The sequence below is a fragment of the Tenacibaculum sp. Ill genome (assembly GCF_051938915.1).
Classification (GTDB): domain Bacteria; phylum Bacteroidota; class Bacteroidia; order Flavobacteriales; family Flavobacteriaceae; genus Polaribacter; species Polaribacter larymnensis.
In genome coordinates this window covers 2,003,273-2,024,780 of the sequence record NZ_JBPSCW010000002.1, presented here as the reverse complement: position 1 = coordinate 2,024,780, position 21,508 = coordinate 2,003,273, and the positions used below count along the sequence as shown (strand labels likewise).

The 21,508-nt window shown below is 31.1% G+C and carries 21 protein-coding genes; 3 read left to right on the top strand and 18 right to left on the bottom strand.

The genetic code is table 11. From position 1 onward, the window contains the following. Nucleotides 1–86: 86 nt before the first annotated feature. The 3 genes from ACTPNM_RS09425 to ACTPNM_RS09415 all read right to left on the bottom strand — a co-directional run bounded on the left by ACTPNM_RS09425 (nucleotide 87) and on the right by ACTPNM_RS09415 (nucleotide 2,573). Nucleotides 87–761, bottom strand: a complete 675-nt coding sequence (locus ACTPNM_RS09425) for a type 1 glutamine amidotransferase domain-containing protein (protein WP_425658540.1) — start codon at nucleotides 759–761, stop codon at nucleotides 87–89. A 77-nt stretch (nucleotides 762–838) separates the two neighbouring features. Continuing rightward, entirely contained in the window at nucleotides 839–1,408 is a 570-nt protein-coding gene (locus ACTPNM_RS09420) for a Crp/Fnr family transcriptional regulator (protein WP_440121509.1), read from the bottom strand. A gap of 10 nt (nucleotides 1,409–1,418) precedes the next feature. After that, nucleotides 1,419–2,573, bottom strand: coding sequence for a class I SAM-dependent methyltransferase (locus ACTPNM_RS09415; RefSeq protein ID WP_440121508.1), 1,155 nt, complete (start codon nucleotides 2,571–2,573; stop codon nucleotides 1,419–1,421). 118 nt (nucleotides 2,574–2,691) lie between these two features. On the opposite strand from ACTPNM_RS09415, the gene ACTPNM_RS09410 reads away from it, so the two are divergent. Then, nucleotides 2,692–4,146, top strand: a complete 1,455-nt coding sequence (locus ACTPNM_RS09410) for a serine hydrolase (RefSeq protein ID WP_440121507.1) — start codon at nucleotides 2,692–2,694, stop codon at nucleotides 4,144–4,146. A gap of 122 nt (nucleotides 4,147–4,268) precedes the next feature. After that, nucleotides 4,269–5,687 carry an amidohydrolase family protein gene (locus tag ACTPNM_RS09405; protein ID WP_440121506.1) on the top strand — a complete coding sequence of 473 codons (1,419 nt, stop codon included), beginning with the start codon at nucleotides 4,269–4,271 and terminating at the stop codon, nucleotides 5,685–5,687. A gap of 87 nt (nucleotides 5,688–5,774) precedes the next feature. Here ACTPNM_RS09405 and hisIE read toward each other — a convergent pair whose 3' ends face one another. From hisIE to ACTPNM_RS09345, 12 genes are all read right to left on the bottom strand, one after another. Beyond that, nucleotides 5,775–6,359: a bifunctional phosphoribosyl-AMP cyclohydrolase/phosphoribosyl-ATP diphosphatase HisIE gene (hisIE, locus tag ACTPNM_RS09400; protein WP_440121505.1), complete on the bottom strand. Its 585-nt coding sequence runs from the start codon at nucleotides 6,357–6,359 to the stop codon at nucleotides 5,775–5,777. After that, nucleotides 6,356–7,108 (bottom strand): imidazole glycerol phosphate synthase subunit HisF, encoded by a 753-nt coding sequence (hisF, locus tag ACTPNM_RS09395; protein ID WP_440121504.1) that lies wholly within the window; start codon nucleotides 7,106–7,108, stop codon nucleotides 6,356–6,358. The genes hisIE and hisF overlap by 4 nt, the downstream gene beginning before the upstream one ends. Before the next feature lie 3 nt (nucleotides 7,109–7,111). Continuing rightward, nucleotides 7,112–7,828: a 1-(5-phosphoribosyl)-5-[(5-phosphoribosylamino)methylideneamino]imidazole-4-carboxamide isomerase gene (gene hisA / locus ACTPNM_RS09390; RefSeq protein ID WP_440121503.1), complete on the bottom strand. Its 717-nt coding sequence runs from the start codon at nucleotides 7,826–7,828 to the stop codon at nucleotides 7,112–7,114. A gap of 12 nt (nucleotides 7,829–7,840) precedes the next feature. Then, nucleotides 7,841–8,422, bottom strand: coding sequence for an imidazole glycerol phosphate synthase subunit HisH (gene hisH, locus ACTPNM_RS09385; protein WP_440121502.1), 582 nt, complete (start codon nucleotides 8,420–8,422; stop codon nucleotides 7,841–7,843). Between the two features lie 39 nt (nucleotides 8,423–8,461). Further along, entirely contained in the window at nucleotides 8,462–9,595 is a 1,134-nt protein-coding gene (hisB, locus tag ACTPNM_RS09380) for a bifunctional histidinol-phosphatase/imidazoleglycerol-phosphate dehydratase HisB (RefSeq protein WP_440121501.1), read from the bottom strand. 14 nt (nucleotides 9,596–9,609) lie between these two features. After that, nucleotides 9,610–10,668 (bottom strand): histidinol-phosphate transaminase, encoded by a 1,059-nt coding sequence (hisC, locus tag ACTPNM_RS09375; protein ID WP_440121500.1) that lies wholly within the window; start codon nucleotides 10,666–10,668, stop codon nucleotides 9,610–9,612. Further along, nucleotides 10,661–11,950 carry a histidinol dehydrogenase gene (gene hisD, locus ACTPNM_RS09370; protein WP_440121499.1) on the bottom strand — a complete coding sequence of 430 codons (1,290 nt, stop codon included), beginning with the start codon at nucleotides 11,948–11,950 and terminating at the stop codon, nucleotides 10,661–10,663. Before hisD ends, hisC begins: the two co-directional genes overlap by 8 nt. 89 nt (nucleotides 11,951–12,039) lie before the next feature. Beyond that, complete coding sequence (hisG, locus tag ACTPNM_RS09365) at nucleotides 12,040–12,897, bottom strand: ATP phosphoribosyltransferase (protein ID WP_440121498.1); 858 nt, start codon at nucleotides 12,895–12,897, stop codon at nucleotides 12,040–12,042. Nucleotides 12,898–13,151: 254 nt separating this feature from the next. Beyond that, the gene (locus tag ACTPNM_RS09360; protein ID WP_440121497.1) at nucleotides 13,152–13,559 is read right to left on the bottom strand and encodes a hypothetical protein; all 408 of its coding nucleotides are present in this window, start codon (nucleotides 13,557–13,559) and stop codon (nucleotides 13,152–13,154) included. A gap of 95 nt (nucleotides 13,560–13,654) precedes the next feature. Further along, nucleotides 13,655–15,427: a translational GTPase TypA gene (typA, locus tag ACTPNM_RS09355; protein ID WP_274639820.1), complete on the bottom strand. Its 1,773-nt coding sequence runs from the start codon at nucleotides 15,425–15,427 to the stop codon at nucleotides 13,655–13,657. Nucleotides 15,428–15,618: 191 nt separating this feature from the next. After that, on the bottom strand, nucleotides 15,619–15,927 hold the full coding sequence (locus ACTPNM_RS09350) for an LETM1 domain-containing protein (RefSeq protein WP_274639819.1): 309 nt from the start codon (nucleotides 15,925–15,927) through the stop codon (nucleotides 15,619–15,621). Continuing rightward, nucleotides 15,927–17,090: a proline dehydrogenase family protein gene (locus ACTPNM_RS09345; RefSeq protein WP_440121496.1), complete on the bottom strand. Its 1,164-nt coding sequence runs from the start codon at nucleotides 17,088–17,090 to the stop codon at nucleotides 15,927–15,929. Before ACTPNM_RS09345 ends, ACTPNM_RS09350 begins: the two co-directional genes overlap by 1 nt. Before the next feature lie 105 nt (nucleotides 17,091–17,195). Here ACTPNM_RS09345 and aroB point away from each other — a divergent pair, with 105 nt between their 5' ends. Continuing rightward, nucleotides 17,196–18,254 carry a 3-dehydroquinate synthase gene (gene aroB / locus ACTPNM_RS09340; RefSeq protein ID WP_440121495.1) on the top strand — a complete coding sequence of 353 codons (1,059 nt, stop codon included), beginning with the start codon at nucleotides 17,196–17,198 and terminating at the stop codon, nucleotides 18,252–18,254. Between the two features lie 17 nt (nucleotides 18,255–18,271). Here aroB and ACTPNM_RS09335 read toward each other — a convergent pair whose 3' ends face one another. The 3 genes from ACTPNM_RS09335 to ACTPNM_RS09325 all read right to left on the bottom strand — a co-directional run bounded on the left by ACTPNM_RS09335 (nucleotide 18,272) and on the right by ACTPNM_RS09325 (nucleotide 21,231). Beyond that, nucleotides 18,272–19,066 carry a patatin-like phospholipase family protein gene (locus ACTPNM_RS09335; protein WP_440121494.1) on the bottom strand — a complete coding sequence of 265 codons (795 nt, stop codon included), beginning with the start codon at nucleotides 19,064–19,066 and terminating at the stop codon, nucleotides 18,272–18,274. Between the two features lie 48 nt (nucleotides 19,067–19,114). Beyond that, nucleotides 19,115–20,242 carry an N-acetyl-alpha-D-glucosaminyl L-malate synthase BshA gene (gene bshA / locus ACTPNM_RS09330; protein WP_440121493.1) on the bottom strand — a complete coding sequence of 376 codons (1,128 nt, stop codon included), beginning with the start codon at nucleotides 20,240–20,242 and terminating at the stop codon, nucleotides 19,115–19,117. 143 nt (nucleotides 20,243–20,385) lie between these two features. Beyond that, nucleotides 20,386–21,231, bottom strand: coding sequence for a transketolase (locus tag ACTPNM_RS09325; RefSeq protein WP_440121492.1), 846 nt, complete (start codon nucleotides 21,229–21,231; stop codon nucleotides 20,386–20,388). Nucleotides 21,232–21,508: the final 277 nt, after the last annotated feature.

Genomic DNA, 21,508 nt, shown 5'->3' with positions numbered 1-21,508 from the left:
AAACCTTTTTGCTTGTTCTTGAAAAATAAAAAATCGTTTGAAAATATTTTCAAACGATTTTTTATTAAACACTTACTATTTAATAGTTATAATTTTGCAAATAATTTTTCTGCTACTAATTCTGATGATGCTGGATTTTGTCCGGTGATTAAGTTTCCATCTTCAATCACATATTCTTGCCAATCTCCTGCTTTACTATAAATACCTCCATTATTTTTTAGTTCATCTTCTACTAAAAACGGTACAATTGAAGTTAATTGCACTGCATCTTCTTCTGTATTAGAAAAACCAGTTACTTTTTTATCTTTAACTAAAGGATCTCCATTTACTTTAGCGTCTTTTAATACAATAGGTGCATGACAAACTGCTCCTACTGGTTTATTGTTTGTATAAAAAGTTTCTATTAAAGCTACAGAATCTTTATTTTCAGCTAAATCCCATAAAGGTCCATGTCCTCCAGGGTAAAAAATTGCATCATAATCACCTTCTTTAACTTCACTCAATTTCATTGTGTTTGCCAATACAGCTTGAAGTTCTTCATCTTTATTAAAACGATGTGTAGCTGGTGTTTGAAAATCTGGTTCGTTACTTTTTGGATCAATTGGAGGTTGTCCTCCTTTTGGAGATGCTAAAGTTACTTCTACTCCTTTATCTTTTAATAAATAATAAGGTGCTGCAAACTCTTCAATCCAAAATCCTGTTTTTTCTCCTGTATCTCCTAGCTCTTCATGACTAGTAAGTACAAATACTACTTTTTTCATATTATTTCTATTTTTAAGTTATCCCAAAATTAGTCTATGAAAATTGTAAAAAAATTGATGTATGGTAATAAAGAGAATTAAGAAGCTTCTTTTCGTATTCTACTTAGACTTTCTGTTGTTATTCCTAGGTAAGATGCTAAATGGTAATTTTTAATTTGCTGCTCTATATTTGGATAAGTTTTCAAAAATAAATAATACCTTTCTTTGGCTGACAATACTAAGTTATTTAAAATTCTTTTTTGAAATCTTACTGTTGAGCGTTCTAACTTTTTTCTAAAAAAATGTTCTATTTTGGGAACTTCTTCATAGATATTATCCAAATCCTTCTTAGCTACTTTTAACACAGTAGCATCTGTAATACACTCAATAGAAAGTACAGATTCTGATTCGGAAAAATAACCTATGTAATCACTAATCCACCAGTCGTTAATAGCAAATTGTATCGTGTGCTCTTTTCCTTTAGCATCCATAAAAAATGTTCGTAAACACCCTTTTACCACATAATATTGGTAGTATACTTTTTCATTCGTTTGTAATATGGTATCGCCTTTTTTATACGTTACCTCCGAAAAAATGCTCTCAACTACTTTTAATTCTTCATTTTCTAGCTGAAGATTTTTAAATACATTACTTACAGATGTACTCATTATAAAAACATTATAGTAATCCTTCTAAATAGTGTTGTTCAATTTGATAAGTTTCTTTTAAATCTGAAATTTTAGCTTCAATACGTTTTTTATCTACTTTTTTAGATGACTTAGCACCAATTAGCATTACATTTTTACGCGTGTGCTCATTGCTTATAAACTCAAAAACCTTGGTGGTATAATTGTTTTTCTCTAAAATTAAAGCACGAATGGTGTCAGTAACCATTTCAAACTGACGTTCCTTAAAAATTCCATATTTTAATAAAGGGCTCTCCTGCTCTTTTCCTTTTACTTGCTGACGGATTTGTTTATGACAGCACGGAGCACAAACAATCAATTCTGCTTTTGAAACCAAACCTTTGTAAATAGCATCATCGGTAGCTGTATCACAAGCATGTAAAGCAATTAAAATATCTATTTTATTGTTATCGTACTCCTGAATTGGTTGTGCTACAAAAAGTAATCCTTTAAAATCACACTTTTTGGCAATATCATTACAATAATCAACTAAACTCTGGCGTAACTCAATACCTGTTACACTGGCAGTATATCCTTTTTGGTTTACTAAATAATCATATAAAGCGAAAGTTAAATACCCTTTTCCAGAGCCCATATCTACAATATTGATATGCTTAGGTAATTTAACTGATTGTATTTGAGCTTCAATAATCTCTAAATACTTATTAATTTGACGGTATTTATCCGCCATTTTAGGAATTACTTTTCCTTCTTTATCCGTTACACCTAAATGATATAAATATTCGCTGTTTTCAGCTCTTTTTTCTTTGGGCTTATCGTGAGTTTCTGGTAACTTATTCTTAAAACTTGGTTGCGTAGTTTTATAGCTTACCTTCTTCTTCTTAGAAATAAACACCAACAAATCATTTTCTAATGTAAATAATGTCGTCGCTCTAAACTTTTCTGAAAGTAAATGAGTTAATTCTTCAATACTTTCTTCAAACGAATAGTTTTTTGTTTGATCATTTGTTTTATAACGATATAAAAACTGAAAACAAACGTCTCCTTTCAACGTTATCTGGCGAACGTATACATTCGATAATTCATCACTTTTACGAATTGGTTTACTTAAAGTTAATTTTACAAAATCATTTTTTTGTATGCTGTTTTGAAACTCAGTAAACAGTTGATGTAGGGCTTCTTTCATATTACAAAAATAGACAATCAAATTTGTTTAGTAACAAATAAAAAGTGTGATCATTTCCATTAAAACTGCAACGCTAAATAAAAATTATCGTTTCTATTAAAACAAATAATGAAATACTATGAAGAAATTAATCACACTTTTTACCCTTTTACTATTGTTTTTTAGTTTTTCTTGTTCTAACCAAAAGAAAGAGAAGAATACAGCTACCATTAAAAATGAAATTGACTCTTATTTAACTAAAGCTATGGAGCTACATAATATTCCTGGATTAGCTTTAGCAGTAATTAAAAATGATGAAATAGCTTATAAAAATTATTTAGGCAAATCATCATTAGAGAATAATAAACCAGTTGATGAAAATACATTATTCAGAGTTTTTTCAGCGACAAAACTTATAACTTCCACAGGAATATTTCAGCTTATACAAAACAAACAGCTAAGTTTAGAAGACAAAATTTCAAAATACATAAGTGATTTACCACAACAATGGCAAGAGATAAAAGTTAAAAATTTACTAAGTCATTCTTCTGGTTTACCTGATATTATAAGATATAAAAGTACGTTAACTGACGAGGAATTAATGGAAAAACTATTTAATGATAGAATGAATTTTGCTATTGGAAATCAGTTTCAATACAATCAAACAAATTATTGGTTACTCGCTCAAATTATAGAGAAAATTACAGGAATGTCTTTTGATGATTATATTCTTAAAAATCAGTTTGATAATTCTACAAATGGAGTTTTATTTTCTTCTAACTCACAAGAAACTATTCCAAATCGTGCTACAAGATATTTTTATAATGAAAAGACAAAAGAATTTGAAAAAGATACAAATAATAGTGGTGTAAGAGGACATTCAGGAAACGGACTAAACATCACTCTTGAAAAATTTATTGAATGGAACAAAAAATTGGACGACGATATCTTGTTAAGTGATAAGGTGAAAACAGAAATGTGGGAACCTTTCAGTTTCACGAATAAAAAAGACCATTTTTTACATGGTTGGAATAGTATTCAAGTAAACGGAATGGATTCTTATGGATTTTCGGGTGGAAATTTAGCTGCATTTAGGAAATTTATAGATAATAAAACAACAATTATTTTATTGTCAAATGGTTATAAAATACCTGCTTACGACATTATTATTAATGATATAGCTAGAATTTCAATCCCTGAACTTAAAGCAAAAAAATTAGCAAAGGAGGAAGATGTTATGAATTTTGTTATTCGTCATCAATTTAACGAAGCTATTCAATCATTCAAAAAGTTAAAAGAAGAAAATCCAAATTCAGACTTTGATAACTTAAAATGGAATATTAACAGTATAGGTAATTCTTATATTTATAGTAAAAATAACATTGAAAATGCTATTGATGTATTTAAATTTAACGCCGAAGTTAATCCTAATTGGTGGGTATCAAAAGCTAGTTTAGCTGAAGCTTATGAAATGAAAAATGATAGTCTTAAGGCAATTAAAAACTATAAAAAAGCAATTCTACTCAATGAAAACAATGAATGGAATTATAATGAGCAAATGAAAAACAAAATAGCTGAACTAAAAAATAAATAACATAATAAGCACATAAGTAAATCTATGACTGAATTTAGTATTTAAAAGTTCAGTCATTTTTTTTAATACTGGTTTCTTGTAACATTTTTTATTCTAAAACGTCTACAAGAAAACTAAACTGCATGAAATATCTAAAAATTAGTAATTTATTATTACTCACAGTATCATTTTTATTACTTAACTGTACAAAAAACAACAAACCAAAAACTAAAGAAGGCAGTAATACATACGTTATAAAAAACGTCAATGTAATACCGATGACAGAAGATAATAATGTTATTGAAAATGCTACAGTGGTAATTCACAATAACAAAATAAAGTCTATAAATGATTCTATTCCTTCTGAAGCAACAATTATTAATGGAAATGATAAATGGCTTATTCCAGGACTAATTGATATGCACGTACATACGCTGAGTAATGGTAGTTTTTCTCAAGGATATGCAACTAGAGGTTCTACAGTAAACTTTAACACACAGAACTTAATGACACCATACATAGCAAACGGAGTTACTACAGTATTTGAATTAAGTGGAAGGCTTGGACACTTTTCGCAAAGAGATAAAATAATGGAAAAAAGTGTTATTGGCCCTCGTATGGCAATAGCTGCTGTAATTGATGGTAAAGGCAATGAAATAAAAGCTACGACTCCTATAGAAGGAAGACAATCGGTTAGAAATGCTAAAGGTTTAGGTTATAGGTTTATAAAAGTTTATACCTGGTTAAACGAAGAAACTTTTAAAGCTGTTATTGATGAAGCTGAAAAACAAAACATGAAAGTTGTTGGACACATTCCTACAACTTTTGAAGGAAAACCCGCTGAAGATTTATTTGTACCACATTTCGGACTCATTGCACATGCTGAAGAATTATCTAAACAAACGAATGATTTTAGTTATGAAAAAGCACAAGAGTTTGCTCATTTAGCTAAAGAAAATAATACTTGGTTAATTCCGAATTTATCTAACATGGTTTGGATTTTAAATCAGGCTAAATCACCAAAAAATATTCAAAACCTACCAAGTTTAAAGTATGTACACCCATTAATGCAGAGTAAATGGTTAAACTCGAATCGTTTTTCTGGATCCTCTCCTAAATTAATTGAATTCTTTAACAAACAAAAAGACTTTCATATACAGATTGTGAAAGCTTTTAAAGAAGAAGGTGTGCCTATGCTCGCAGGAACAGATGCCGGTATTTCTGGAATCGTTTGGGGCTTTTCTCTTCATGATGAATTAGAATTATTAGTAGAAGCTGGATTAACAACTGAAGAAGCCTTAGCTTCTACAACTAGGTTACCTGCTGAATGGCTAGAAATCAGCGATAAAATTGGTACTATTGAAACAGGAAAGTTTGCTGATTTAATTTTACTAGATAAAAATCCATTAGAAAACATTAATAACACACGTACAATATCAGGTGTATTTGTCGATGGAAAATGGCTTGATAAAACTAAAATTGATACTATGCTCTTAAAAGTAGCTAATTGGAATGATGCTAATAAAGAAAAATTTCAATGGAAAAATAGAAGGAGTTTATAGCTCTATGATCAACAATATACAATATTACAATCCAAATAGAAAGCTTATAAAACCTTCTATTTGGATTGTTACATAATTAACTACTTGTTAATTTCTATTTTTTAAAACTTCTTCTATATCTGTAATCGTAAAACCTTTGGCTTTTAGTAAAATTAAATAGTGATATAGTAAATCAGCAGCTTCGTTTTTAAATAAATCATCATTGTTATCTTTTGCTTCGATGACCACTTCTACAGCTTCCTCTCCTACTTTTTGAGCTACTTTGTTAATTCCTCTTTTATAAAGTTTATTAGTATAAGACGTTTCAACATTATTATCTATTCTGTCAGAAATGATACTTTCTAATGAATACAAAAAACCTTTAGGTGTTTCCTCACCAAAGCAAGAAGTTATTCCTTTATGACAAGTAGGTCCTTCAGGAGTAGCTTTAATCAACAAAGTATCACTATCACAATCTATTAGAATATCTTTTACCCATAAAAAGTTTCCTGATTCCTCACCTTTTGTCCAAAGTCTATTTTTACTTCGGCTATAAAAAGTAACTTTTCCTTCTTTTTGCGTTTTAGTAAAGGCTTCTTTATTCATATACCCTAACATTAGTACTTGTAAGGTGGTGTTATTTTGTATTACTACTGGAACCAATCCATTTCCTTTTGAAAAATCTATATTCATCGTATAGCTATGTTTTGTTTTTTTAATTTGTTTTTTAGTACGGGTACCGGTATTTCACCAAAGTGAAAGATACTAGCAGCCAATCCTGCACTGACTTCTGTTTTTGTAAAAACCTCTATAAAATGCTCTACCTTTCCTGCGCCACCAGAAGCAATCACAGGAATATTTACAGTTTTGCTTACCGCGTTAGTTACTTCAATATCAAATCCGTTTTTGGTACCATCACTATTCATAGAAGTTAATAATATTTCACCAGCACCTAATTTTTCTACCTCTTTTGCCCAACTCACTGTTTCTAATTCGGTTTCAAAAGTGCCTCCTTTAGTAAACACTTTCCAATTACCATTTACATTTTTAGTATCAATGGCAACCACAACAAACTGACTTCCGAATCGATTTTTTAAATCAGTAATTAATTGCGGGTTTTTTACTGCGGAAGAATTGATACTTACTTTATCGGCTCCTGCTTGAATTAAAGCGACAGCATCTTCTACAGTGCTGATTCCTCCACCAACAGTAAATGGAATATTAATCTCTCGTGCAATTGTTTTTACCAATTCAACCAAGGTTTTTCTGTTTTCTAAGGTGGCTGTAATATCTAAAAACACCAATTCGTCTGCTCCTTGTTTTACATATTGTTTTGCTAATTCTACTGGATCTCCAGCATCCTTAATATCAATAAAATTAACTCCCTTTACAGTTCGTCCGTTTTTTATATCCAAACATGGGATAATTCTTTTCTTTAACATCTCTTAGCTTATAAATTCTTGTAATTCTTTTAAACTTATATTTCCTTCATAAATAGCTTTACCTACAATGGCTCCTTCACAACCAATTTCTTTTAATCGATGTAAATCATTGATATTGGCTACTCCTCCACTCGCTATTAAGTTAACTGAGGTTTTACTCAAAATTTCTAAATATAAATCTAAAGAAGCGCCTTGTAACATTCCATCTTTAGCTACATCTGTACAAATAGTATTTACAATACCTATTTCTTGATATTCACTTATAAATTCAACAACATCAACTTCTGAGGTTTGCAACCAACCATTGGTCGCAATTTTTCTGTCTTTACAATCTGCTCCCAAGATTATTTTATCCGCACCATATTTAGTTAACCATCCAATAAAAACATCTGGATCCTTTACCGCTATACTTCCTCCTGTTATTTGATTTGCGCCACTTTCAAATGCGATTCGAGCATCTTCATCTGACTTTAAACCTCCTCCAAAATCAATTTTTAAATTGGTTTTCGTTGCTATTTGTTCTAATACCTTGTGGTTTATAATTCGACTAGATTTTGCGCCATCTAAATCAACAACATGTAAGTATTCTATTCCGTTTGTCTCAAACTCTTTCGCTACTTCTAACGGGTTCTCGTTATATATTTTTTTGGTATTGTAGTCGCCTTTAGTCAAGCGGACACATTTTCCATCTATAATATCTATTGCGGGTATAATTCTCATTTTTAATCTCTTTTATAACTCTAAAAAATTCTTCAATAATTGCTTCCCTACATCGGCTGATTTTTCAGGGTGAAATTGCATCGCGTAAAAATTATCTTGCTGCATGACGGTACTGAACGGAAGAATATAATCACAGGTAGCCAGTGTATTTTTAGATACTTCTGCATAATACCCATGAACGTAGTATACATCATCTTCTAGAGCTATGTTTGTAAACAGTTTAGATGATTTTAATTCAGAAAAATTATTCCACCCCATATGTGGTACTTTTTCTTTTGGTGGAAACTGTTTTGTACGCGCATCAAAAATGCCCAAACATTTGGTATCTCCTTCTTCTGAATATGTACACATTAGTTGTAGTCCTAGACAAATTCCTAGTACAGGCTGTTTTAAGGAAACAATTAATTCATCAAGATTTCTTTCTTTTAAGTATTGCATTGCTGAACTAGCTTCTCCAACCCCTGGAAATATTACTTTATCTGCCGATTGTATTTCTTCTGGATTATCGGTAATAATACTTTCGTACCCCAAGCGAGTTAACGCATTTTGTACCGATCGTATATTACCTGCATTATATTTTATAATAGCTATCATATTTTAATTATGAATGATGAATTTTTAATTCGTAATTGATTACAGAACTCCTTTTGTTGATGGTAAAATCATCTTCTCTACATCTCTTTTTACAGCTACTTTTATCGCTTTTGCAAAAGCTTTGAAAATAGCTTCTATTTTGTGATGTTCGTTAGTACCTTCTGCTTTGATATTTAAATTACATTTAGCACCATCTGTAAACGACTTAAAGAAGTGATTAAACATTTCCGTAGGCATTTTACCTATCATTTCTCGTTTAAAATCAGCTTCCCAAACCATCCAGTTTCTTCCACCAAAATCAATAGCTACTTGCGCTAAACAATCATCCATTGGTAAACAGAATCCGTAACGTTCAATCCCTAGTTTATTTCCCAATGCTTTATAAAACACTTCTCCTAATGCTATCGCTGTGTCTTCAATAGTATGGTGTTCATCTACTTCTAAGTCACCTGTTACTTGAATGTTCAAATCAATTTGACCATGACGCGCTATTTGATCTAACATATGATCGAAAAAAGCAATACCTGTATCAATCGTACTTTTCCCTGTTCCATCTAAATTTACTTCTATTTTTATTTGAGTTTCATTGGTGTTTCTTTCAATAGAGGCAGAACGTTCTTCCAATTTTAAAAACTCATAAATCGTATTCCAATCGTTACTCTCTAAAGCTATAAAATCGTCTAATTCCTCTCTTTTTACAGTAATTTCATCAGTTCCTAAATTCGTTTCATCATTGATGTAAATTCCTTGAGCACCCAAATTTTTAGCGAGTTCTACATCGGTTAAACGGTCACCAATCACAAAAGAGTTTTTCAAGTCATACTCTTTAGAGAAGTATTTTGTTAATAAGCCTGTGCTTGGTTTTCTTGTAGGTTGATTGTCTTTAGCAAAAGTTCTGTCAATGATTTCCTCTGCGAACTCAATACCTTCTTCTTTTAAAGTATTCATTACAAAGTTGTGTACTGGCCAAAACGTGTTTTCTGGATATGCTTCCGTTCCTAATCCATCTTGATTCGTGACTAACACTAATTCAAAGTCAAGTTCTTTGGCTATTTTACTCAATCCTTGAAAAACTTTCGGATAGAATTGTAATTTCTCAAATGAATCTGTTTGTTCATCTGCTGGTTCTTTGATTAAGGTACCATCTCTATCTATAAATAATATTTTTTTCATCGTCTTTTTAAAATTTAAAGTGAATTTTCAACTTTATCAGATGTAACACTTAATTCTTTTAATGCTGTCATTAATTTTTTGTTTTCTTTCTCACTTCCTATTGTAATTCGTATGCAATTACGTACCAAGCTATTCCTGTTTCTAGTTATAATTTTTTGAGCTACTAATTGAGTATATAACTCATTCGCATTTGTGACCTCTATTAGTATAAAATTAGCTTCTGAAGGGTATACTTTTTTAACCAGTTCAATTTCCTCTAGCTGCTTTTCTAATTTTTCCTTTTCATTTAGAATTATATTTTTCTCAATTTCAAACTGAGCTAAATTATCTAACTTGTTAAGCACAGCTTCTTGATTTAAAGCACTAATATTATAAGGAGGTTTTACCTTATTATAGAGGTTTATAATATCAGAATTAGCATACGCTACTCCAACTCTAACACCTGCTAACCCCCATGCTTTACTAAAGGTTTGGCTAATAATTAGATTTTGGTAACTTTTTAATTGATTTATAAAAGATTCTTTAGTGCTAAAATCAATATATGCTTCATCAATAATTACAATTCCTTTGAATTTACTAAGAATAAACTCAATTGTTTCATCTTCAAAGCAATTTCCTGTTGGGTTATTTGGTGAGCAAATGAATATTAATTTTAAATTTTCATCTTCTAAATAACGTTCTAAAACATCTGTATTAATCTGAAAATCTTGATTTAAAGCTAATTCAATCAATTCAACATCATTAATGGCTGCGGAAACATTATACATTCCATAAGAGGGTGTAAAAGTTAGTGCTTTGTCTTTCCCTGGATTACAAAATATTCTAAATGCTAAATCAATTACTTCATCACTTCCATTTCCTATAAAGATTTGATTCTCATTTACACCTTTAATTTCAGACAATCGTTTTTTAATTGCCATTTGTTGTGGATCTGGATAGCGATTCAAGGTACCAAATGGGTTCTCATTGGCATCTAAATATACTTCAGCAATTCCTTTGAATTCATCTCTAGCAGAAGAATAGGCTTTTAGCTGTTGAATATTAGGTCGTACTATTTTTTCTAAATTAAACATTATTAAGCTCTTTTAATCTAACTGTTATTGCATTTTTGTGTGCTTGTAAACCTTCAGCTTCTGCCATCAATTCTATAGCTTTACCTAGGTTATCTATACCTTCTTTAGTTACTTCTTGAAAGGTTATTTTCTTTACAAAACTATCCAATGAAACACCACTGTAGTTTTTTGCATAACCATTTGTAGGCAATGTGTGATTGGTTCCGCTAGCATAATCTCCAGCACTTTCACAACTGTAATTTCCTAAAAATACTGAACCCGCATTCATAACTCCATCAATATATTCAGAAGCTTTTTCTGATGCTATAATTAAGTGTTCTGGTGCATACTCATTACTAAAGTTTATACATTCTTCTTTAGAGTTAAAAACCACTGTAAAACTATTTTCTATTGCTTTTTTTGCAAGTTCTTTTCTAGGTAAATCTTCTAACTGTTTCTTTAACTCTACTTCCACATTTTTAGCAACTTCTTCGTTAGTAGTTACCAATACTGATTGACTGTCTGCTCCGTGTTCTGCTTGCGACAACAAATCAGCTGCTACAAACACAGGATTGCTAGTTTCATCAGCAATAACAAGTACTTCACTAGGACCCGCTGGCATATCAATAGCTACTCCTTGTTGTTGTACCAACTCTTTTGCCTTAGTTACAAATTGATTTCCTGGTCCTAAAATTTTATATACTTGAGGAATTGTTTCTGTTCCGTATGCCATGGCTCCAATAGCCTGTGCGCCACCTACTTTAAAAATTTTAGTTACTCCTACTAAAGATGCCGTATATAAAATAGCCGCATTCACTTTACCTTCTTTATTGGTTGGTGTGCATAATATTATTTCTTTACAACCTGCTATTTTAGCAGGAACTCCCAGCATTAAAATTGAAGAAAATAAAGGGGCTGACCCTCCTGGAATGTATAAACCTACTTTTTCGATAGCAACATTCTTCCTCCAACATGTAACTCCTTTTGTTGTTATTACTTTTTTAGTTTCTTCTTTTTGAGAAGTGTGAAATTTTTCAATATTAGATTTTGCTAATTGTATAGCAGATTTTAACTCGTCTGAAACTAGTTTTTCTGCTTCTTCCAGCTCTTTTTCAGATACTTTTAAAGAGTTTAGAGAGACTCCATCAAATAATTGAGTATACTTTTTTAAGGCTTTATCTTTATTTAGTTTTACATCATTAAGTATGGTTTTCACAGTTTCTTGTAAGCTGTTTTCATTTATCGTAGCCCTTTTACAAAGTGAACTCCATGTTTGTGCTATTGGATTTTTTATAATTTTCATCTGTTTATTTTTATTGTTTTTAACTGTCATACCTCGACTGTAGTCCGTATAAGTACGAGGAAATAAATCCTTGGCTATTTTCCCTGCGATTAAACAACCATTTTTTCTATTGGACACACCAAAATACCTTCTGCTCCATTGGCTTTTAGTTCGTCTATGATCTCCCAAAACTCATTTTTATTAAGTACAGAGTGTACAGAACTCCAACCTTCTTCTGCTAAAGGAAGTACTGTTGGGCTACGCATTCCTGGTAAGATATCAATGATTTTGTTTAGTTTTTCATTCGGAGCATTTAGCAACACATATCTTGATTGTCTTGCTTTTAATACTGATTGAAGCCTAAATTGTAACTTGTTAAGTATTGCTTGTTGTTTTTCTTGAATCTTAGGTGAAACTGCCAATACAGCTTCCGATTTTAATAGAACTTCTACTTCTTTTAAGTTGTTTTTAAATAAAGTTGAACCACTAGATACAATATCACAAATTCCGTCTGCTAAACCTATATTTGGAGCTATTTCTACAGAACCGTTAATAATATGTAATTGTGATTTTATGTTTTTTTCTTCTAGAAATTTTAAAACGGTGTTTGGATATGAGGTGGCTATTTTTTTATTCTGAAAGTAATTTATCCCCGTATATTCTTCATTTTTAGGAATTGCCAAGGATACTTTACATTTCGAAAAACCTAGTTTTTCTATAAATTGAATTCCTTCTCCTTTTTCTATTAACAAGTTTTCTCCGATAATAGCTATGTCAACTACTCCATCTTTTAAATACTGTGGAATATCTCCATTTCTTAAATAAAATATCTCTAACGAGAAATTACTTGCTGAAGCTTTTAATTGATCTTTACCGTTATCAATAGAAACTCCACAATCTTTTAAAATTTGTAGGGAGTCTTGATTAAGTCTTCCTGATTTTTGTATGGCTATTTTTAATTTACTCATTTCTGGTTTTGAATAGGTTTGAGTAAATCGTTTTGAGAAGCTTGTTTCCTGGCGCCTTGGAAATAAAAAAACCCGTTTGATTTACTCAAACGGGTTTAAAATATATCTTGATTTTATTCAATACATTTTCAGCTCGCTTGAGTGCAAGTATGAAAATGATGATGATGTAATTGAATAAAATTCATTTCTTTGTTTTTGTTGTTACAAATATTTTAAATAAAAATTTAATTGTGCAAGTTTTTTTTACAAAAAAATTAATATTCAGAACTTGGACAAGAGATTACATGAGGAGGAATTTTAATAAAAATTGCACCTCCAGTATCATATAATTTAGGAAAATCCCATCCTTTTTCAGGAGTCCAAAAACTTCTTCTAGCATCTATTCTATATACTCTTTTTTTTGCCTCAATAGACCAATAAGAGTCAGGGAATCTTTTTATAAAATGATTGTATTTAGAAATTATTGAATCTGGGGAATTATTAACTTCATTCAGAATTATTTTTTCTAAATCTTTGAAAGGGTGTATAAAGGTATTAACACTATCAAGTTTAGATTTTAATTCTAAATTCTCCTTTTCAAGTTGTCCTAATCTTGTTTCTAATTCGGTGTTTTTACAAGAAAAGAGAAACGCCAAGGAAAGTAATAAGGTAATTTTTTTCATTTTTTTATGACAATATACAAAAAAACCACCCAAATTGAGTGGTTTTTTGTATTGTTATGCGGTATTGAACCCACTAAGTTTCGGGGCGGTACAACTTATTTTACGAAATTAATTTTACGCATACGTAAACTTTCTGGAGTAACTTCTAAGTACTCATCTGGTCTAATATACTCCATACATTCTTCTAAAGAAAAATCAATTTTTGGAGCAATTTTCACACCGTCATCAGAACCTGAAGCACGTACATTTGTTAACTTTTTCCCTTTAATTAAGTTAACTGCCATATCATCTGCTTTAGCATTTTCACCAACAACCTGACCTTTGTAAATCTCTTGGTTAGGGTCAATAAAGAAACGTCCTCTATCTTGTAAACGGTCAATTGCATAAGCAGTAGCTTTTCCTGTTTCAGAAGAAACAATAGCTCCTTTTAATTCTTCTGTAAAATCTCCTTTATAAGGTCCATATTCACTGAATCTATGGTTTATAATTGCTTGACCAGCTGTAGCTGTTAATATTTTATTACGTAAACCAATTAATCCTCTTGAAGGAATAGTAAATTCTAAGTGTTGTAAATCTCCTTTTGGCTCCATTACTAATAAATCTCCCTTACGTAAAGAAACTAGGTTAATTGCTTTAGAAGCTACATCTTCTGGAACATCAATTGATAATGTTTCGTATGGTTCACTCTTAACTCCATCAATATCTTTTAAAATTACTTGAGGACGACCTACTTGTAATTCATAGCCTTCACGACGCATAGTTTCAATTAATACTGATAAGTGTAATACACCACGTCCAAAAACGTTGAATTTATCTTCAGTATCAGTTTCATCAACACGTAAAGCTAAGTTTTTCTCCATCTCTTTAAATAAGCGATCACGTAAGTGACGAGAAGTTACAAACTTACCTTCTTTACCAAAGAATGGAGAGTTATTAATAGTAAATAACATACTCATAGTAGGTTGATCTACTTCAATTCTTGGTAAAGCTTCTGGATTATCTACATCGGCAATGGTATCACCAATTTCAAAATCATCTAAACCTGTTACTGCACAAATATCTCCACTACGAACTTTGTCTGCTTCAGCTTTACCCATTCCTTCAAAAACGTGTAATTCTTTAATACGGACTTTTTTAGTAGTTCCGTCTGCTTTACAAAGCATGTAGTCTTTATTCTTTTCTAAATCTCCACGATATACACGTCCAATAGCTATTCTTCCTTTAAATGAAGAATAATCTAATGATGTAATTTGCATTTGTGGTGATCCTTCACGATATGGTGCTTCTGGAATTGTTTCTAAAACAGCATCTAATAAAGGAATAATGTCTTCAGTTGGTTTTTGCCAATCTGTACTCATCCAACCATTTTTAGCTGAACCGTAAATAGTTGTAAAATCTAATTGATCTTCATTTGCTTCTAAAGCAAACATTAAATCAAATACTTTTTCGTGTACTAAATCTGGTGTACAGTTTTCTTTATCTACTTTATTTACTACTACGATAGGAGTTAACCCTAATTCAATAGCTTTTCCTAATACAAAACGTGTTTGAGGCATTGGTCCTTCAAAAGCATCAACCAATAATAAAACTCCATCTGCCATCTTTAATACACGCTCTACTTCTCCACCAAAGTCGGCGTGACCAGGAGTATCAATTACATTAATTTTTACTCCTTTATAGTTTACTGATACATTTTTAGATAAAATAGTAATACCGCGTTCACGCTCTAGGTCGTTGTTATCTAATAATAAATCAGTACGCTCTTTACGTTCATCTAAAATTTTAGCTTGATCTATAATTTTGTCTACCAAGGTTGTCTTTCCGTGGTCAACGTGTGCTATAATAGCAATGTTTCTTATTGATTGCATTCGTGCTTATTTTGAAGCTGCAAAAGTAGTGTTTTATTGTTTACGATTTACGAAATTTTATTTATGAATTCGTAATGTTTCATTTAATGTGCTATAAAAACATCATTTTATATGCTTTTCTCTTATTTTAAAGAGTATTGAGATTTTTTTATTTTTTATCTTATTCAAATAAAAAATAATTTATAGTGAAGTTATTCTAGTTTAGGGTCTTCTAATTCCTCATCATCTTCTTTAAAAGCACTTGGCAGAATATCTGGAATTAATTTTATAAGTAAAGGCAAAAGTAATGCTCCACCTGGCAGCATAAACACTGTAAATGCAGGAATTGCTTTACAAATATCAAGTGTTTGTTCTTTTACTTTTGCCTTTTCTTCGTCTGTTAATGAAGTTGTTAGTGATTTTCTAACAAGAAAGATAAGCTCCTTACTTTCTTGGAGCTCTTTAGCTAATCTTTTTTTGTTTTTATTGATAGCTACTTTTATTTCATCAACTGTATTCATTAAAGCTTTCTACGTACTTTTTCTGTTTTAAGTAAATTCAATTCTCTTGAAGTTTGTCCAGCTACAGAAGTATTTTCCTCTGCCCTACGTATTAAATACGGCATAACGTCACGAACAGGCCCAAAAGGAACATACTTCGCCACATTATATCCTTCTTTAGCTAAATTAAAACTAATATGGTCACTCATTCCATATAATTGACCAAACCACATACGTTTATCATTAGCCTCAATATTATGCTCTTTTGCTAAATCCATCAATAAATATGAACTATCTTCATTATGGGTTCCTGCAAAAATTGCCATATTCTTATGATCCATCATATAACGAACTGCTTCGTTATAATTATCATCAGTTGCTTGTTTATCAACACAAATAGGAGATTCATAACCATTTTCTTTGGCTCTTTCACGTTCTTTCTCCATATAAGCTCCACGAACCACTTTCATACCAATATGATATCCTTTTTGGTGAGCTCTTTGATGTAAGTTTCGTAAATACTCCATACGATCGTGACGATACATTTGTAGCGTGTTGAAAACAATAGCCTTTTCTTTATTGTAAATTTCCATTAACTCTTCAATTAAATCATCAGCAGCATCTTGCATCCAACTTTCTTCAGCATCTATCAATAACGGAACATCTTTAGCTTTTGCTGCTTTACATACAGTATAAAAACGCTCTACAACTCTATCCCACTCTACTTTTTCTTCTGAAGTTAACTCTTCTCCTTCAGTTAATTTTTGATATAAAGCGAAACGCCCAAAACCTGTTGGCTTAAAAACTGCATAAGGTATAGATTGTTTTTCTTCAGCAAAATCAATTGTTTTCAAAGTCATTTTTAAAGCATCATCAAACTGAGCTTCATCTTCCTTTCCTTCTACTGAATAATCTAAAATACTATGTACATTACCTTGTTCGTACATTTTTTCTATATTCGGTAAGCAATCATCTTCACTTACTCCTCCACAAAAATGATCGAAAACTGTTGAACGGATTAACCCTTCAACTGGTAAATGTGCTTTTAAAGCAAAGTTTGTTACCGCAGTACCTATTCTAACCATTGGCTGGCTCTGAATCATTTTAAACAAAAAATATGCACGTTCTAACTCTGAGTCAGATTTTAATTTAAAAGCAGTTTCTGTATTGTCAAAAAGTCTCATTATCGAGGTAATATTATATCTTAATTTATAGAGACAAATATAATTGAGTAGACTGATATATTTTAATTTTTTCTATTTAATTTCGCCTTATATTTTTTTGTTATTATGACTACAATTAACGCGGCAACATACCCTATTCATTTTGAAGAAAAAGGCTATAATGAATTAACTTCTTTAGTTTCTGAAAGAGATTATTCTTCAGTTTTTATTTTGGTGGATGACAACACTTTAGATTGTTGTTACCCTCGATTTATGCAATTATTTGCTACAGATAAGCCGATTGAAGTTATTCAAATTGATGCTGGTGAAGTTCATAAGAATATAGAAACTTGTATGGGCGTTTGGAATGTAATGACTGAATTAGGTGCTGACAGAAAAAGCTTGCTAATAACTTTAGGTGGAGGTGTTATTACTGATTTAGGTGGTTTTGTTGCTTCTACTTTTAAGCGTGGAATTGATTTTGTAAACATTCCTACTACCTTGTTAAGCATGGTAGACGCTTCTGTTGGTGGTAAAACAGGTGTTGATTTAGGTGTATTAAAAAATCAAATTGGTGTATTTGCTAATCCTGAGTTAATTATTATTGACCCTGAATACTTGCATACAGTAACTCCTAGAGAAATTCGTTCTGGCACTGCAGAAATCATTAAGTATGGAATGACTCATGATATTAAATTATTCAATGAAATTAAAGATAACGACAAACTAAATATTGTTGATTTAATTCATCGCTCGATAGAAATTAAGAATGAAGTTGTTTTGGAAGATCCTAAAGAACAAGGAGTTCGTAAAGTTTTAAATTGGGGACATACTATTGGACATGGTGTAGAGTCTTATTTTTTAGAGAACCCGAAAAAAGAAGCCTTAACACATGGTGAAGCTATTGCTATTGGAATGGTTTGCGAGGCTTATTTATCATCAAAAGTTTTAGGTTTTTCTGAAGATAAAGTCTCTGAAATTAAAGATGCTATTATTAAAATATATGGTAAAGTAGCGTTATCAGAAGAAGATTTTCAACCTATTCTTGAGTTAATGAAACACGATAAAAAGAATATAGGAGGAGAAATTAACTTTGTACTCCTTAACGATTATGAAGATTTTAAAATAAATAGTAAAGCTTCTGATGAATTAATCAAAGAAAGTTTACAGTTTTATAACTCATAAAGAGTTTTTTTACATCTTTATTTTAGTTTTCCATTTATATACTCCTTGGCTGTTTTATAAATAGCATCTACTTCTTTAGTACTGAATCCACTAAATTCACCTAAAGGAAAACAAATGGTAGCATATGTTTTAAAAAACTTATGTTCTTCTGAAGACAACATCAAAAGCTTAGATGTGTGTGCTAAAACTTTTAAAGTTGTATTTAATTCTTCGCTTGTTTTTTCAGAAGGATATACTACATAACTTCCTACAATAGGATATTCAGAATCTTTGAATGGATTGGTTGGAAAATTATCTATTATTCCTCCATCAGAATAAAGCATATCGTTTATTTTCACAGGATTGAATAAACCAGGCAATGCACATGAAGCTAAAACTGGTTTTAATAATTCACCATCATGAAAATACTCAGTTGTCCCTTTATTTAAATTAGTTGTAGAGACTGTTAAAGGTATCTCTAACTCTTCAAAAGTTGGTTTAATTTTATCTTTAATTAATCTTGCATAATTCGAGGAATTAAAAATTCCTGGTTTAGCAATCGTTATCCATGTAAACTGAAATATTTCTGTCGTTTTAAAGAAATTTAATATTTCTTTTGGTCTCATTCCTGAAGCATACATAGATCCTACTAGAGAGCCTGAACTACAAGCTGAAATAGCATTAATTTTGATATTTAACTCTTCTAACTTTTCTAGTAAAGCAATATGAGCTACTCCTTTTTCTGCTCCTCCGCTCAACACTAAATTAATTGGCACATTAGTATCAAGGTTTTTTATTTTTTCAAGAGAACATTGATATTTTTCTTTAATCATCTTTTTCTGTTTATTAGCTTTTTTAAATATAACACAATAATTCTGTTATTAACTCACATAACATTTTTTATAGAGTTTTTCATAAGCTGGCAGAATATTATCCAATGAAAATAACTTAATATGTTCTTTAGAATTTTCTTTAAACTCACTTAAAACTGTATCATCTTTTAGGATATTAATTGCATTATTGGCCATACCTTCAACATCACCTAACTCACTTAAAAAACCTGTTATTCCATTAATATTTACTTCTGGTAAACCTCCTGTATTTGTAGAAATAACTGGTGTACTTGCAGCCATAGCTTCCAAAGCTGCTAATCCAAAACTTTCTGTTTCAGACGGTAGCAAAAACACATCTGTATAACATAATATTTTTGCAACCTCTGTACTATTTCCCATAAAAAGAACCTTGTCTTCAATTCCTAACTCTTTAGCTAAATTTTCCGCTTTTAAGCGTTCTGGTCCATCACCAACCATCAATAATTTTGAAGGGATTTCTTTTTGAACTTTATTAAAAATTCGAATTACATCATCAGTACGTTTTACAGGTCTAAAATTACTTATATGTGTTAATATTCTCTCTTCTGGTTTAGCCAATGCTTCTCTTTTACACTCTCCTTCATGTGCCTTATCATACTTCTCTCCATCAATAAAGTTATATACTACTTTAATATCTTTTTCAATATTAAATAATCGAAGTGTATCTTCTTTTAAACTGTTGGATACGGCAGTAACTTCATCCGATTTGTTTATACTAAATTCTACTGCTGTTTTGTATGTTGGGTGGCTTCCTACCAAGGTTATATCTGTACCATGTAGTGTTGTTACAACCTTTACATCAATCCCTTTATCTTCAAGCATCTTTTTTGCCATATAGGCAGCATATGCATGTGGAATCGCGTAATGTACATGTAATACTTCAAGATCATATTTTTGTACTACTTCCACCATCTTACTAGATAAAGCTAACTCGTAAGGTTGATATTGAAATAGTGGATATTCTTCTAAAACAACTTCATGAAAATGTAAACGGTGAGAAAAGAAATCTAATCGAACAGGTTGATTGTAAGTTATAAAATGTACTTCGTGTCCCTTATCTGCTAATGCCATTCCTAATTCGGTTGCTACTACTCCACTTCCTCCAAAGGTAGGATAACATACAATTCCTATTTTCATGTGTATCTGTTGATTATTTTTTGAATATGATTACTGACGTAAATTTACGGTATTACTTACTTTTTTTTGTAAAGATTTTCATAAAATAAAACGCCATTACGTAGTTTGTAATGGCGTTTTTAATATTGATTATAAAGTTTTTCTTAGTAATCTCCTAAAGTTTCAGGGTTTTGAGTTAAAGCAACCTCTAATTGTTCATCATTAGGTGCTTTACCATGCCATGCATGTGTATGCATCATAAAATCAACTCCATTCCCCATTTCTGTGCGTAATAATACACAAACAGGCTTTCCGCTACCTGTACGTGATTTTGCTTCTGCCATTCCTGCTAAAACAGCCTCAACGTTATTGCCTTCTGCAATCTCTACAACATCCCAACCAAAAGCTTCAAATTTAGCTTTTAGGCTTCCCATAGCTAAAACTTCATCAGTAGATCCGTCTATTTGTTTTTCATTTACATCTACCGTAGAAATTAAATTGTCAACTTTTTTAGCCGCTGCATACATAACAGCCTCCCAAATTTGACCTTCTTGTAACTCTCCATCACCATGTAATGAATATACAGTTTTGTTATCACCATCTAACTTTTTTGCCTGAGCAGCACCAATAGCAACACTCATACCTTGACCTAACGACCCAGAAGCAATACGGATCCCTGGTAAATGCTCGTGTGTAGTTGGGTGTCCTTGTAAACGAGAGTCTAATTTTCTAAATGTATCTAACTCGGCTACAGGAAAAAACCCGCTACGAGCTAAAACACTATAATAAACTGGCGAAATATGTCCGTTTGATAAAAAGAATAAATCTTCGTTTTTACCATCCATAGAAAAATCAGTAGAATAATCCATGATTTCTTGGTATAAACACGTAAAAAATTCTGCACATCCTAAAGATCCTCCTGGATGTCCTGAATTTACAGCATGTACCATGCGTACTATGTCTCTACGAACTTGTTGTGTAAACTCTTGTAATTGTTGTGTTGTTGGCATTATTGTTTTGTTTTATGCCCACAAATGTAATTGATTATGGAAAAATGAGCAATTACTTTTTTATTTAAGTAAAAGAAAAAGGGCTCATATGAGTTAAGTTTTCTTTTTCGTTAAATTTTCCCTTTCTAATTGAATAATTACTGAACCCTTTATTTACGTGGTTCAAAGAACTTGTTTGTTTGTTTGATTTACAAATAGTTATACACGTATTTTATAAAAAACGCCTTTTATAAACAGATAAAAAACTCATTTACAACATGTTAATTAAAATCAAAAA